This window comes from Citrobacter sp. RHB36-C18 (genome assembly GCF_013814485.1).
Taxonomy (GTDB): domain Bacteria; phylum Pseudomonadota; class Gammaproteobacteria; order Enterobacterales; family Enterobacteriaceae; genus Citrobacter; species Citrobacter braakii.
Window position 1 is genome coordinate 4,254,076 of the sequence record NZ_CP057125.1, and the last position, 15,639, is coordinate 4,269,714.

At 55.2% G+C, this 15,639-nt stretch carries 10 protein-coding genes; 5 read left to right on the forward strand and 5 right to left on the reverse strand.

Features of this window, described 5'->3' with window-relative positions:
- Window positions 1–184: 184 nt before the first annotated feature.
- Window positions 185–2,893 carry a magnesium-translocating P-type ATPase gene (mgtA, locus tag HVZ52_RS20195; protein ID WP_019078248.1) on the reverse strand — a complete coding sequence of 903 codons (2,709 nt, stop codon included), beginning with the start codon at window positions 2,891–2,893 and terminating at the stop codon, window positions 185–187.
- A gap of 389 nt (window positions 2,894–3,282) precedes the next feature.
- On the opposite strand from mgtA, the gene treR reads away from it, so the two are divergent.
- The 5 genes from treR (at window position 3,283) to nrdG (ending at window position 10,696) form a co-directional block, all read left to right on the forward strand.
- Entirely contained in the window at window positions 3,283–4,230 is a 948-nt protein-coding gene (gene treR, locus HVZ52_RS20200; RefSeq protein ID WP_016155565.1) for a trehalose operon repressor TreR, read from the forward strand.
- Window positions 4,231–4,387: 157 nt separating this feature from the next.
- Window positions 4,388–5,806, forward strand: a complete 1,419-nt coding sequence (gene treB, locus HVZ52_RS20205) for a PTS trehalose transporter subunit IIBC (RefSeq protein ID WP_049283018.1) — start codon at window positions 4,388–4,390, stop codon at window positions 5,804–5,806.
- A gap of 49 nt (window positions 5,807–5,855) precedes the next feature.
- A complete protein-coding gene (gene treC / locus HVZ52_RS20210; protein WP_049043269.1) occupies window positions 5,856–7,508 on the forward strand; it encodes an alpha,alpha-phosphotrehalase in 1,653 nt (550 codons plus the stop codon).
- 409 nt (window positions 7,509–7,917) lie between these two features.
- On the forward strand, window positions 7,918–10,056 hold the full coding sequence (gene nrdD / locus HVZ52_RS20215) for an anaerobic ribonucleoside-triphosphate reductase (RefSeq protein WP_016151477.1): 2,139 nt from the start codon (window positions 7,918–7,920) through the stop codon (window positions 10,054–10,056).
- A 175-nt stretch (window positions 10,057–10,231) separates the two neighbouring features.
- Window positions 10,232–10,696, forward strand: a complete 465-nt coding sequence (gene nrdG, locus HVZ52_RS20220; RefSeq protein WP_016155562.1) for an anaerobic ribonucleoside-triphosphate reductase-activating protein — start codon at window positions 10,232–10,234, stop codon at window positions 10,694–10,696.
- A gap of 32 nt (window positions 10,697–10,728) precedes the next feature.
- Here nrdG and HVZ52_RS20225 read toward each other — a convergent pair whose 3' ends face one another.
- Genes HVZ52_RS20225 through HVZ52_RS20240 form a run of 4 tightly spaced genes read right to left on the reverse strand, consistent with a single transcriptional unit; the run spans window position 10,729 to window position 15,636 of the window.
- Entirely contained in the window at window positions 10,729–12,642 is a 1,914-nt protein-coding gene (locus tag HVZ52_RS20225) for a PRD domain-containing protein (protein WP_181598635.1), read from the reverse strand.
- A 21-nt stretch (window positions 12,643–12,663) separates the two neighbouring features.
- Window positions 12,664–13,404 (reverse strand): KDGP aldolase family protein, encoded by a 741-nt coding sequence (locus tag HVZ52_RS20230; RefSeq protein WP_016151471.1) that lies wholly within the window; start codon window positions 13,402–13,404, stop codon window positions 12,664–12,666.
- Window positions 13,401–14,519, reverse strand: coding sequence for a DgaE family pyridoxal phosphate-dependent ammonia lyase (locus HVZ52_RS20235; protein WP_053389029.1), 1,119 nt, complete (start codon window positions 14,517–14,519; stop codon window positions 13,401–13,403). The genes HVZ52_RS20230 and HVZ52_RS20235 overlap by 4 nt, the downstream gene beginning before the upstream one ends.
- The gene (locus HVZ52_RS20240) at window positions 14,503–15,636 is read right to left on the reverse strand and encodes an amidohydrolase/deacetylase family metallohydrolase (RefSeq protein WP_016151469.1); all 1,134 of its coding nucleotides are present in this window, start codon (window positions 15,634–15,636) and stop codon (window positions 14,503–14,505) included. The genes HVZ52_RS20235 and HVZ52_RS20240 overlap by 17 nt, the downstream gene beginning before the upstream one ends.
- Window positions 15,637–15,639: the final 3 nt, after the last annotated feature.

Genomic DNA, 15,639 nt, shown 5'->3' on the forward strand with positions numbered 1-15,639 from the left:
CAATATTCTACGTGAATTTATTCACTTATCATTCACATTTATCGAATTAATTATCTTTTAACAGAAATAATAATACGCATGAATTTTCTGCGGCACGAATCATCGGGCGATACCGATATTCCTCCTGCGCCAGGTTACAGCTGCGTTGGCTTTTTAAGGGGCCAACGCAGCCGATATCTTGTGCTTACTGCCAGCCGTAGCGGCGGCTATAAAAACCTTTCACGAGCTGGGTTAATGTCATGTAGCCCGCCAGAATCGCAATCAGCCACGGGAAGTAGCTCAGCGGCAGCGCCTGCAATTGCAGATAGTTGGCCAGCGGCGAGAACGGTAATGCAATGCCTACCACCATGACTACCAGCGTCATCAGCATCAGCGGCCATGCGGCGCGGCTTTGGATGAACGGCACGCGGCGGGTACGGATCATATGCACAATCAGCGTTTGCGACAGCAGGCCTACCACGAACCAGCCAGACTGGAACAACGTCTGATGTTCTGGCGTATTCGCATGGAAGACGAACCACATCAGGCAAAATGTCAGAATGTCGAAGATCGAGCTGATTGGTCCAAAGAAGATCATAAAGCGCCCCAACTCGCTGGGATTCCAGCGCTGCGGCTTTTTGATCTGCTCTTCGTCGACGTTATCAAACGGAATCGCCACCTGGGATACATCGTACAGCAGGTTCTGAATCAGTAAGTGCAGCGGCAACATCGGCAGGAACGGTAAGAAGGCGCTCGCCACCAGCACGCTAAACACATTACCGAAGTTAGAACTGGCCGTCATTTTGATATACTTCAGCATGTTAGAAAAAGTACGGCGTCCTTCGATCACCCCTTCTTCCAGCACCATCAGACTCTTTTCCAGCAGGATGATATCAGCCGCTTCACGCGCAATATCAACCGCGCCGTCAACGGAGATACCAATGTCCGCCGCGCGCAGCGCCGGGGCATCGTTAATGCCATCCCCCATAAAGCCAACCACATGACCTTCGCGCTTGAGCAGCGTGACAATGCGCTCTTTGTGCATCGGCGTCAGACGAGCAAACAGCGTGGTGCGCTGGGCCAGCGTTGCCAGCTCATCGTCGCTTAACCCTTCAATGTTGCTACCGATAACCACATCGCCCGCATCCAGCCCCACTTCGTGACACACTTTCGCCGCCACCAGCTCGCTATCGCCAGTCAGGATTTTCACCGTAATACCGCTGGCTTTCAGCGCTTTGAGCGCTGGCGCGGTGGTCTCTTTCGGCGGATCGAGGAACGCAATATAGCCTTCGAGGATCAGATCTGATTCATCAATACGCTGGTAATCGCCCTCACGCGCTGGCAGGTATTTCGTCGCCACTGCCACCACGCGCAGCCCCTGGCGATTCAGCGTATCCGTGACGCGCTTCACCCGACGCAGCATGTTGTCATCTAACGGGACAACCTCACCGCTGTAGCGCACCTGGGTGCAGACGCTGAGGATCTCCTGCAGCGCGCCTTTGCACACCAGTTGATGCACATCGGTTTCTTCAGCGACCACCACTGACATGCGGCGGCGTTCGAAGTCAAACGGGATCTCATCAATTTTCTGCCAGCGGGTAGAGAGCTGGCGGGCTGATTCTTCGTCCACACCTTCCAGCACTGCCGTATCCAGCAGATTCTTCAACCCGGTCTGGTAATGGCTGTTCAGCCACGCAGAATGCAGGACGTGCTCGCTGGGCTTACCAGATATATCTGTATGATTCTCAAGTACAATTTTGTCTTGTGTCAGGGTGCCCGTTTTATCGGTACACAGGATATCCATCGCGCCAAAATTCTGAATAGCGTCGAGGTGTTTGACGATGACCTTTTGTTTTGACAGCTTCACCGCCCCGCGCGCCAGCGTCGAGGTGACGATCATCGGCAACATTTCCGGGGTCAGCCCCACCGCGACAGACAGGGCAAACAGCGCCGCTTCCCACCAGTCGCCTTTGGTATAGCCGTTGATGATGAGCACAATCGGCGCCATCACCAGCATAAAACGGATCAGCAGCATGCTGACGCGACTGATCCCTTTCTGAAAAGCATTCTGCTCGCTTTCCTGCTCGCTGACGCGGCCCGCCAGTTGCCCGAACCAGGTATTGGCTCCGGTCGCAATCACGATGGCCTGCGCCGTGCCGCTCACCACGTTGGTGCCCATAAAGCACAGGGTATCGCATTCGAGCGGGTTGCTTTGCTGCGGGTCGCGGCTGGTTGCGACTTTCTCCACCGGCAGCGATTCACCGGTCAGCGAAGCCTGGGCCACGAACAGGTCACGAGCCTGCACCACACGCAGATCGGCCGGGATCATATCCCCTGCCGCCAGCTTAATGATATCGCCGGGAACTAACTGGTCGATCGGCAGTTCAACCCAGCCGTTCTCTCCTTTCTCGTTGATAACGCGTAGCACCGTAGCGGTGTTACTGACCATCGCCTTCAGCGCATCTGCCGCTTTGGTGGAACGCGCCTCCTGCACAAAATTCAGTAACGTAGAGATGACGACCATCAGAGCAATGACGCCAGCGGCAAACAGATCTTCGGTGGCATAGGAAATCGCACCGAGGATGGTCAACAAAATATTAAACGGGTTACGGTAGCAGACCCACAGATGCACCCACCACGGCGACGGCTTCTGCGCCGGCAGTTGGTTCTCACCATGTAATTCGCGAGCGTTTTCCACTTCTGCGGCGTTTAATCCTTCCGGGTGCGCGCCAAACGTTTTCCACAGCGCGGCTTCGTCCATCAGCGCCATTTTCAGACAATGTTCGCTCAGCGATGGTGGGATCGGCGTGCTGGCAACGGTCTGGGCATTAGGCAACGGATCGCGATGCACCAAACGATGTGGTAAATGGCGGTTTAGCCGGGCAAATAGCTGGCGAGTAATATTTTTGAACATAGGCAGTCCCTCTGCGCCAGTCTCAACAGGCGCAGTAAATCCTTCAGGCGTGGCAAAGCCTTACCTGATGGCAATATTAAAATCACAACAGGGACGTCAGAACGTCACTGTCTTACTGCTCCGGTAAGACAGTGAAAGACAGGCTTACCGGAAAGGGGGGTTTCTCCATCTCGGGAGAGGGGTGGGATCGGGATCCATATAGCCTCCGGTAAGTGAATGATTTGCGCTGCGGATTATACGCAGAAAACCATAAGGTTTGTGGCAATTATGGCAGTATGATAAACCATGGAAACTAAACCAAACGTATACCAGACTTTGCCCATTGCGCTGCGCTTGAGTAAAGTTATTCTCTATTTGGCATAACTTCACACGCAACACGGGAAAACAGGATGCAAAACCGGCTGACAATTAAAGACATCGCCCGCTTAAGCGGTGTGGGAAAATCAACCGTTTCCCGTGTGCTTAACAATGAAAGCGGTGTGAGCGAACGCACCCGCGAACGCGTTGAAGCGGTGATGAATCAGCACGGTTTTTCCCCTTCCCGCTCCGCTCGCGCCATGCGTGGACAAAGTGACAAGGTGGTGGCGATCATCGTCACGCGTCTGGACTCGCTTTCGGAAAATCTCGCCGTGCAAACCATGCTGCCCGCCTTTTATGAGCAGGGTTACGACCCGATCATGATGGAAAGCCAGTTCTCGCCCGAGCTGGTTGAAGAGCATCTCGGCATGCTCAGACGCCGCAATATTGACGGCGTGGTGCTGTTTGGTTTTACCGGCATAAGTGAATCCATGCTCGCCTCCTGGCAGGATTCGCTGGTGCTGCTGGCAAGAGATGCCAAAGGCTTTGCCTCCGTCTGCTATGACGATGAAGGCGCCATTCGCACCCTGATGCAGCGTTTATACGATCGCGAGCATCGCCATATCAGCTTTCTTGGCGTTCCCCATAGCGACGTGACCACCGGTAAGCGCCGCCATGAAGCCTACCTGGCGTTCTGTAAGAAACACAAACTGCATCCTGTAGCCGCACTACCGGGTCTTGCCATGAAGCAGGGTTATGAGCAGGCCGCCAACGTCATCACCCCGGAAACCACTGCCTTAGTCTGCGCGACGGATACCCTCGCCCTTGGTGTCAGCAAATATCTGCAAGAGCAGCGAATTGAGAATCTACAGCTGGCGAGCGTGGGCAGTACGCCGCTGATGAAATTCCTCCATCCGGAAATTATCACCGTCGATCCAGGATATGCCGAAGCCGGACGACAAGCGGCCTCGCAGCTGATCGAGCAGATCAATGGCCGTAGCGAACTACGACAAATCGTTATTCCTTCCACCCTCTCCTGATCGCTTTCTGAGCGTTAATTTGTGATCTTCGCTGCGTTTCGGGAACGTTCCCATTTTTAAAAAATCATCGACGATATACTCTGGCCACAGCAACGAGAGAGTTGCCAGATGGCGATGCTAAAACGTCTTATCCGGCCTACGGGGAACACACATCATCATGAGCAAAATAAAACAAGCAGACATCGACCGGCTGATTGAGCTGGTAGGCGGGCGCGACAATATCGCCACGGTAAGTCACTGCATTACTCGCCTGCGTTTTGTGCTGAATCAGCCTGCGAATGCCAGGCCAAAAGAGATCGAACAGTTGCCGATGGTCAAAGGCTGCTTCACCAACGCCGGGCAGTTTCAGGTGGTGATTGGCACCGAAGTGGGCGATTACTACAAAGCGCTGCTGGCGACAACCGGTCAGGCCAGCGCCGACAAAGAGCAGGCGAAAAAAGCCGCGCGGCAGAATATGAAATGGCACGAACAGCTGATTTCTCATTTTGCGGAGATCTTCTTCCCGCTGCTGCCAGCGCTGATTAGCGGCGGCTTGATCTTGGGGTTCCGTAATGTGATTGGCGATCTCCCCATGAGCAACGGGCAGACGCTGGCGCAGATGTACCCTTCGCTGAAAACCCTTTACGACTTCCTGTGGCTAATTGGCGAAGCGATCTTCTTCTATCTGCCGGTCGGGATCTGCTGGTCAGCAGTGAAGAAAATGGGCGGTACGCCGATCCTCGGTATTGTGCTGGGCGTGACCCTGGTTTCACCGCAGCTAATGAACGCCTATCTACTCGGTCAACAGGTACCGGAAGTGTGGAACTTCGGCCTGTTCAGCATTGAGAAAGTGGGCTATCAGGCGCAGGTTATTCCGGCACTGCTGGCCGGTCTGGCGCTCGGGTTTATTGAAACACGCATGAAACGCATCGTCCCGGATTATCTGTATCTGGTGATCGTCCCGGTGTGCTCGTTGATCCTCGCGGTGTTCCTCGCGCACGCCTTTATCGGTCCGTTTGGCCGCATGATCGGCGACGGTGTCGCGTTTGCGGTCCGTCACCTGCTGACCGGCAGCTTTGCCCCGATTGGCGCGGCGCTGTTCGGCTTCCTGTATGCCCCGCTGGTGATAACCGGCGTGCATCAGACCACGCTGGCTATCGACATGCAGATGATTCAGAGCATGGGCGGTACGCCGGTATGGCCGCTGATCGCATTGTCGAATATCGCTCAGGCTTCTGCGGTAGTCGGGATCATCATCTCCAGTCGCAAACACAATGAACGTGAAATCTCCGTTCCTGCCGCGATTTCCGCCTATCTCGGGGTCACTGAACCGGCCATGTACGGGATCAACCTGAAATACCGCTTCCCAATGCTGTGCGCGATGATCGGTTCCGGTCTCGCCGGACTGCTGTGCGGCCTGAACGGTGTGTTGGCGAACGGAATTGGCGTCGGCGGTTTGCCGGGCATCCTCTCCATCCAGCCGACTTACTGGCAGGTATTTGGCATGGCAATGGTCATTGCGATTGTTATCCCCATGGTACTGACCTCATTCGTTTATCAGCGTAAACACCGTATGGGCACATTACAAATTGTCTAACTTTTCTTCGGGGCGCAGTTGCGCCCCATCGTATTTCCAGGAAACAACCATGAATATTCCCCACTGGTGGCAAAACGGCGTCATCTATCAGGTTTACCCCAAGAGTTTTCAGGACACCACCGGCAGCGGCACCGGCGATTTACGCGGCGTGACGCAGCGTCTCGGCTATCTGCAAACGTTGGGGGTTGATGCCATCTGGCTAACGCCGTTCTATATTTCGCCGCAGGTTGATAACGGCTACGACGTCGCGGATTACATGTCTGTCGATCCGGCCTACGGAACGCTTGCAGACTTTGACGAACTGGTGGCGCAGGCGAAAGCGCGCGGTATCCGTATTATTCTCGATATGGTGTTTAACCACACTTCAACCCAGCACCCCTGGTTTCGCGAGGCGCTGGATAAAGACAGCCCGTATCGTCAGTTTTACCTCTGGCGCGACGGCACGCCAGACAGTCTCCCGAATAACTGGCGCTCCAAATTTGGCGGCAGCGCCTGGGGCTGGCACGCCGAAAGCGAGCAGTACTATCTGCACCTCTTTGCTCCGGAGCAGGCAGACCTGAACTGGGAGAATCCGGCGGTCCGCGCCGAGCTAAAAAAAGTGTGCGAGTTCTGGGCCGATCGCGGCGTGGACGGGCTGCGTCTCGACGTGGTGAATCTTATCTCTAAAGATCAGGACTTCCCGAGCGATCCCGACGGCGATGGGCGGCGTTTTTATACCGACGGCCCGCGCGCGCATGCGTTTTTACGTGAAATGAATCGCGACGTCTTCACGCCCCGCGGCCTGATGACGGTCGGAGAAATGTCCTCCACCACGCTGGAAAACTGCCAGCAGTACGCCGCACTCGATGGCAGCGAACTGTCGATGACCTTCAACTTCCACCACCTGAAGGTGGATTACCCCAACGGTGAGAAGTGGACGTTAGCCAAACCCGACTATGTGGCGCTCAAAACCCTGTTTCGCCACTGGCAACAAGGCATGCACAATCAGGCCTGGAACGCGCTGTTCTGGTGTAACCACGACCAGCCACGCATCGTGTCGCGTTTTGGCGATGAAGGTAAATACCGCGTTCCGGCCGCAAAAATGCTGGCGATGGTGCTGCACGGTATGCAGGGCACGCCCTACATCTACCAGGGTGAAGAGATCGGCATGACCAATCCGCACTTCCGCCAGATTACCGATTATCGCGATGTGGAAAGCCATAACATGTTTGCCGCCCTGAACGGCCAGGGGCGCGATGCGCAAGAGCTGCTGGCGATCCTCGCCAGTAAATCGCGCGATAACAGCCGCACGCCGATGCAGTGGGATGCCAGCAAACACGCGGGCTTCACCCAGGGTGAGCCGTGGATCAATCTGTGCGACAACGCTGCGGATATCAACGTGGCGGCAGCGCTGCGCGATACCGACTCGGTGTTCTATACCTATCAGAAGCTGATCGCATTGCGTAAAGCAGAGCCGGTTATTACCTGGGGCGACTATCAGGATCTGCTACCGGACAGCCCGCATCTGTGGTGCTATCAACGTGAATGGCAAGGACAGCGGTTGCTGGTCATTGCTAATCTGAGCGATACCTTCCAGAGCTGGCAGCCGACCCAGACCGACGGCAACTGGCAGGTGCTGATGCACAACTATGCCGAGGTCGCCAGCCAACCCGCAGACATGACGCTGCGTCCTTTTGAAGCCGTCTGGTGGTTGCAAAAATAGCTTGCAATTATGTTCAGGCCCGGTACGCATAACGCTGCCGGGCTTTGATGCCTACGCTCAGCTTACCTTTCTGTTTTTGTTGAATAATTAATCAGAATTTTCTGCCCACAATTTACAATCGGCTGTAGTGCCCGTCATCTGTACGCTCCGATTTTTACTTTGCGCTACATCAAATAAATCGTAAACATCCTTGATGCAAATCACTACATATAGAACTTAAAATGCACGCCGACCCAATATGTTGTATTAATCGACTACAATTGCTACAACTACAGTGCACCGCTTCACGTTGGAATTGTGGATAAAGTGGGTCAGGATTGCGGGAAGTCATTGGCAATAGAGATGAATAAAGCCCTGATGGCCTCCCCAACCTCTGTGGATAACCTGTTCTTATAAATATGGAGTGATCATGACACCGCATGTGATGAAACGAGATGGCTGTAAAGTGCCGTTTAAATCAGAGCGCATCAAAGAAGCCATTCTGCGTGCAGCTAAAGCAGCGGGAGTCGATGACGCAGATTACTGTGCCACCGTCGCAGAAGTCGTTAGTAGCCAGATGAATGAGCGCAGCAAGGTCGATATCAACGAGATCCAGACAGCGGTAGAAAACCAGCTAATGTCTGGCCCGTACAAACAACTCGCCCGTGCGTACATCGAATATCGCCACGACCGTGATATCCAGCGTGAAAAACGTGGCCGTCTGAACCAGGAAATTCGTGGTCTGGTTGAGCAAACCAACTCTGCTCTGCTGAATGAAAATGCCAACAAAGACAGCAAAGTGATCCCGACCCAGCGCGACCTGCTGGCCGGTATCGTTGCCAAACACTATGCGCGTCAGCACCTGCTGCCGCGTGATGTCGTCCAGGCGCACGAGCGTGGTGATATTCACTATCACGATCTCGACTACTCTCCGTTCTTCCCAATGTTTAACTGCATGCTGATCGACCTGAAAGGCATGCTGACGCAGGGCTTTAAGATGGGTAACGCGGAGATTGAACCGCCAAAATCCATCTCTACCGCGACCGCCGTCACCGCGCAAATTATCGCGCAGGTCGCCAGCCATATTTATGGCGGCACCACCATTAACCGTATTGATGAAGTTCTCGCGCCGTTCGTTACCGAGAGCTTTAATAAACATCGTAAAACCGCTGAAGAGTGGCAGATCCCGGATGCCGACGGTTATGCCCATTCCCGTACCGAGAAAGAGTGCTACGACGCATTCCAGTCTCTCGAGTATGAAGTGAACACCCTGCATACCGCCAACGGTCAGACGCCGTTCGTGACCTTTGGTTTTGGCCTGGGAACCAGCTGGGAATCGCGTTTGATCCAGCAGTCCATTCTGCGTAACCGTATTGCCGGCCTGGGTAAAAACCGTAAAACCGCGGTGTTCCCGAAACTGGTGTTCGCGATTCGTGACGGTCTGAACCACAAGTTTGGCGATCCGAACTACGACATCAAACAGCTGGCACTGGAGTGCGCGAGCAAGCGTATGTATCCGGACATCCTGAACTACGATCAGGTGGTCAAAGTGACCGGCTCGTTCAAAACGCCAATGGGCTGTCGCAGCTTCCTCGGCGTGTGGGAAAACGAGAACGGCGAACAGATTCACGACGGACGTAACAACCTCGGCGTTATCAGCCTCAACCTGCCGCGTATCGCCCTGGAAGCGCATGGCGATGAAGCCACCTTCTGGAAACTGCTCGACGATCGTCTGGTACTGGCGCGTAAAGCGCTGATGACCCGCATTGCACGCCTGGAAGGCGTGAAGGCCCGCGTGGCGCCCATTCTGTATATGGAAGGGGCCTGCGGCGTGCGTCTGAAAGCGGACGATGATGTGTCAGAAATCTTTAAAAATGGTCGTGCATCCATCTCTCTGGGCTACATCGGTATTCACGAAACCATCAATGCGCTGTTTGGCGACAAGCATGTGTATGACAGCGAGCAGCTGCGCGCCAAAGGTATCGCCATTGTGGAACGCCTGCGTCAGGCGGTCGATCAGTGGAAAGACGAGACTGGCTACGGCTTTAGCCTGTACAGCACGCCAAGTGAAAACCTGTGCGACCGTTTCTGCCGTCTGGATACCGCCGAATTTGGCGTGGTCCCGGGCGTGACCGACAAAGGCTACTACACCAACAGCTTCCACCTCGACGTGGAGAAGAAGGTTAACCCGTACGACAAGATCGATTTCGAAGCGCCGTACCCGCCGCTGGCAAGCGGGGGCTTCATTTGCTACGGCGAATACCCGAATATTCAGCACAACCTGAAAGCGCTGGAAGACGTCTGGGATTACAGCTATCAGCACGTGCCCTATTACGGGACCAACACGCCAATCGATGAATGCTACGAGTGCGGCTTTACCGGTGAATTTGAGTGCACCAGCAAAGGTTTTACCTGCCCGAAATGTGGTAACCACGACGCCGCCCGCGTATCGGTCACCCGCCGCGTCTGCGGTTATTTAGGCAGCCCGGACGCACGTCCGTTTAACGCCGGTAAGCAGGAAGAAGTGAAGCGCCGCGTTAAGCATTTAGGGAACGGGCAGATCGGTTAATTTAGACGATTTTATTGCCCGGCGATGCGACGCTTTTCGGGCCATTATTTCCGCAACGCAATTCACGTCATAGCAAGGCAGCAAATGAGTAAGTCCCGGGGAGCTTACATAAGTAAGTGACTCGGGCGCACGAACGCAGCTATGGCGCGAATTGATAAACGGATGAGAAGCGAAAATGAATTACCATCAGTATTACCCTGTCGACATCGTTAATGGTCCCGGTACTCGCTGTACCCTGTTTGTTTCAGGATGCGTGCATGAATGCCCCGGTTGCTATAACAAAAGCACCTGGCGGCTCAATTCCGGCCAGCCGTTTAGCAAAGAGATGGAAGACAAGATCATTGCCGATCTGAACGACACGCGTATTCACCGTCAGGGGATCTCGCTCTCCGGCGGCGATCCGCTGCATCCACAAAACGTGCCGGATATTCTGCAACTGGTGCAGCGCATTCGCGCTGAGTGTCCGGGAAAAGACATCTGGGTGTGGACCGGCTACAAGCTCGATGAACTCAACGCCGCGCAAATGCAGGTTGTCGATCTCATCAACGTGCTGGTTGACGGTAAATATGTGCAGGATCTCAAAGACCCGGCGCTAATCTGGCGCGGGAGCAGTAATCAGGTTGTACATCACTTGCGTTAATTTCCAGCAGTAGAGGTTCTGTTTTCCGCCCCTCAAAAACGGCTCACACACTCCATTGCAACCGTTTTGAACTCGCTGAAATTCCGGCATGCGCAGAGTCGCGTCATCGCGCGCTCGCGCAGGAAGGTGACGAAAATATCGTAGATCGCCATCGCTTCTTCGTATTCGCTTTTGCTGATGGCGAGCAGGAAGATCACATGCGCCGTTTCATCCCCCCAGGCGATACCCCGCGGGGCGAGGATGGTGTAGACCACCGTTTTCTTTGCCAGCAGACCGAGGGCGTGCGGCAGGGCAATGCTGTCACCCAGCATGGTGCTGACGATGGCCTCACGTTCAACCACCGAATCAAGAAACTCCGCATCGACAAAGCCTTCATCCTGCAACTGGCGACATAAAACGTTGAACAACGTTTGTTGATCCATTGGCTCGTCGATCACACGAAAATGGGCGGCATCGAAGAATTTGTTCAACATCCACGGACGGGTTCTGTCGACCAGCACCAGTTTGCCAATTTGCTCCAGTTGATAATCGGTAGGGAACGGTGCAATCATCACCACAGGCTTATCTTTTTCACCAACCCGCGCGGTAGAGATGACGAAATCTTCGCTGATGCTTTCCCGCTGTTCGTAGTCGCGTAGCGTCACAGTATCGACGATTTCTATCTGCGGATACTTACGCGCCAGCACCGCTTCAATCATCCGCGCCATCGCATTTCCAGCATCGCATACCAGCAGAACTTTCGGCTGCCTCTGGTAACCGATGTTGTAACTACGCTCCAGCCCGACGCCAATATGCAGCACAAGGAAGCCAATCTCATTTTCACTGATGGTGTACGGCGTATATTTTCCCCATCCCGAGACGGCGGCCAGCGTCATGTCCCACGCCATCGGGTAGTGCTGTTTAATATTTTCCAGTAGCGGATTGGGGATCATTATCTGGTAACGCACCCGGGTGATCATCGTCTTAATATGCGTCAGAAGGTCAGCATGTAACTGTTTGTCATTCAACAGGTTGTAGTTGTACTGGCTGTTGATAAACCGCAGGATGTAATTGACCAGCGCTTCGTCATCATCCGCATTGATGGCGCTGGGGGCGATCTCTTGTACCTGGCGGGCGGCGATATGCACCTGCAGCCAGTTCTCTTCGGAAACGGTAAGCGGTTTATCCGCCAGTCGGTGTAATACCGCTGCGATTTCCCGCGTGGCCAGGCACACCGATTGCTCGGCTTCTTCTGCGGCAAACTCCGGGAGGGGATACCCTTCGCTAATCCGCCGTACCGCCACCGCGCAGTACAACCGCAAAAACAGCTCACCCTCATCGGTCAGGCGAATGTGAAAACGGGCAAAAATATCCTGCAAAACAGGTTGTAGCTGTTCAGGGATCCCGGCATTTAGTGCCTCTTGCGTCACTAGCGGGTGCTGTGGATCCTGCTGTGCCAGCGTCCATAGCAGATCGGTCAAACAGGCGCGGATCGCCATCTCGCTGCCAAACAGCTTCATACCGTGACGGGGGCGCGTTTCCAGCGTCAGATGATAACGTTGCAGATGCTCGCGCACCTCAGCCATATCGTTTTGCAGCGTCGCGCGGCTGATAAACCATTCATCAGCCAAATCCTCCAGCTTCAGCGAAAAGGCCGACGTCAGAAAACGAACCACCAGCCAGTGCACCCGCTCCTGGCTGGTGCGAGGGATGCGTAGCAACGCGTCGGGCCGCTGCGTTTGCAGGGCATGATAACGTGCCGGGTCGTCAATTTTGAGTTGATAACCGTTACCCCGGCTGAGGACAAACTGCGCGCCGTACTGGGTGAGCAGCGCGTTTAGCGCAGTGATATCCGCCCGTACGGTGCGTGTGGAAACCGACAACCGCTGCGCCAGCTCGTCCTGTGGAAGCGCTTCGTTTTGCAGCATGCCAAACAGCTGCGCTAAACGTTGGTTGGGGAATCGCACGTCAGTTTCCTCATCAGTCAGTTAGCCTACGCAGGCCCGGGTCATCGCCATCAGCTGGCGCACGTCGTCCGGGCGGGTGTTACCACTCACCTTATCAATAATCGAACTATAGATGTGAGGAATGATTTTGCTCACTCCGGCATCCAGGGCGATCTGCAAAATTTCAGTGAAATTATCCAGATCGATACCGCCAGTTGGCTCCAGCCAGAAGTCATGGCGGGCGCAGGCCTGGGCAACTGCAATGTATTCCTCACGGCACTTCAGGCCACCCATTGGGAAGTATTTAATCGAGCTCCCCCCCATGTCTTTGAGCAACGCAATCGCGGTTTCTACCGGCACAATGCCGTCCGGCGTCTGGCTGCTCAGCGGACCGGTGGAGATTTTCACCCTGCCCGGTGTGCCAGTTGGCGAGACCAGACCGTTGACCACCGTCTCCTGCTGACCCAGCAGCGCGCGGCTGGTCGCCACGCCGGTAAAGACCTGATTAACATGCTGTGGCTGCACCTGACGGGAGATTTCACTGACCATCGCCGACTGGTTTGGATCGCCCGCCCCCAGCCCCACGGAGAGGGCATTGTCGATAAGCGCTGCGTATTCACGCATATCCGCGACCGCGCTTGCGACATCCGGGTAATTTTTTGACAACACACCGACCAGCACGTGTCCTTCCGCCGCCGCGTAAATATCCCGGGCATTTTCTTTGGAGCCCGCCAGCACGTTCAGGCAGACGCGGTCGCGATAAAAGTTAGGGGTCAGTTTCATGCTTTTTTCTCCTGCGAAATCACTTCACCAATTCGACGGGCCACAATCTCCAGTTGCGCGCGATCCACGCTGCGCACATCGGCTTCGATAATGCCTTCGTTAGCTTTGTAACCACGGAAGTAAATCGCGTACTCTCCCTGCTTGAGCGCGTCGACCAGTTCACCTGTGGCGATGCCAGTTGCCGCTTCGTCAAACTTAATTTCCGTGCGCGCGATGTCGCGCCCTGCGCTGTCCCACACCACGCGGGCGCTTACGCCGTGAAGCTGGTTTAACGCATTAATGAACGGCGTCATTTTCTCGACCATCTCCGCGCCGCTCTCTTTCTGCGCGTTCAGATACAGTTCGATGGCGCAGGTCAGGCCAAGAATTCCCTCTTTACCCACCTTCATCGCCCGGCCAATCCCCGCGGTCTGGCGCTTCACCCACTCAACGTATTGGGTTTTGCCAATCACCAGGCCGCTGGTTGGCCCTTCAATCGCCTTCGCACCGCTATAAATCACCAGATCCGCACCAACCCGGTAGTAGCACTGCAAATCCTCTTCCGCTGCCGCATCCACGATTAGCGGCAGATTATGCGTACGCGCCACCACCGCAGCCTGTTCCACGCTGAGCATACTTTTCTGGACACAGTGGTGAGATTTGATATACAGAATGGCCGCCGTGCGTGGCGTAATGGCCGCCGCCAACTGAGCGGCGGAACATTCGTTGGCATAACCCGCTTCAACTAGCTTGCCGCCGCCGAGCGCCACCATGGTGCCAACCGGAGCGCCAAAGTTGACGTTGTGGCCTCTGGGCAGCACGATTTCGTTGTTCTCGATCGGCGCGACGTGCAGGTTCTCCAGCAGCCAGTCGCTGTCCTTAACCAGCACTCCAGCCACTGACAGGGCGATTCCGGCCGAAGCGCAGGAGACGACGGTTGCCCCTTCCACCTCCAGCAATTTCGCAATGTAGTCACCGGTCTTATTGACCAGGTCTTTCATCTCAAAATATTGATTCATCCCCGCCATTGCGGCCTCAACCACTTCTGGTCGTGGCGTAGAAACGCCGAGCGCCGTCATGCGGCCTGAGGTGTTAATCACCTGTTTTAGATTGTATTTCTCAAAAATCGAAGGCATGTTCCGCGCTCCCTTGTTCGGTCATATAGCCCTTGCCCGCACGTATTGCGGCAAGCGGCACCAGCAGTTGTTCAGCCTGCAGGCTGTCGTTTTCTGCATCTACCAGCACGGTTGGCTGGCGCTTAAGCGTAAAGAGGGTTAAATCGGCATCCAGACCAACCTGCAGTCGCCCTTTCTGTTTCAGGCGCAGACCATCGGCGGCATTGGCAGTAACGCACTCAATGACCTGCGGTAGCGACATCCCAATGGCGAGAAATTTCGACATCACATTCGCCAGGGAATACACCGGGCCGCTGATACGGTTGCGACAATAAATATCGGAGCTGATGGTGTGCGGCAAAATGCCCAGACCGATAGCGCGTTTTGCCACCGCAAAGCTCAGGCTGGCAGTGCCATGCCCAACGTCCAGACGCACGCCGCGTGAAATCGCCCGCGTCACTGACGCCCGCAGCTCGCCTTGCGGCGTCAGAATGCGATTCGGCTTACCGTTGTAGCAGTGGGTAATGATGTCGCCCGCGGTTAGGCGTTCGGCGATCTCATCCAGATCCGGCGGATTGTTGCCGATGTGCACCATCAGCGGCAGGTCACCGTTCTGCGCTTGCATCGCTTTGGCGCGCTCCAGCGGCGTAATGCCGTTTTCACCGACCACGCTGCTGCTCATGCGCGCCTTCAGGCCGACGATAAAATCAGGATGGCGCTTCACCGCCTGTCGCACCGCATCGGCATCAATGTTGGCCATATTAGCCAGCTCGTTCTGGGCGATAAGCCCAACGCGGGAGATATTCAGCAGCGCATACACTTCGGTGGCCGCTTCCCGGGTCAGGGTATAAAAATCATCGATATCATCCGCCCCGGTACTACCCGCATCCACCACCGTGGTAACGCCGGTAGCTATACCGACGCTGTCCGGCTGGTCGTGATAAATCGGGGATTTCGGATAGCAGTGAACGTGGGAATCAATCCAACCTGCGCTGACGTAGTACTCGCCGCCCAGTTCGATGGTTTTCAGCGCCGGGCCATCAACGTCGCCCAACGCCGCAATTTTGCCGTCTTTGAGCGCAATATCGCTCACCGTATCGTCAACGAGGCGCGCACGGCGCAGGAGTAAATCAAACATCGC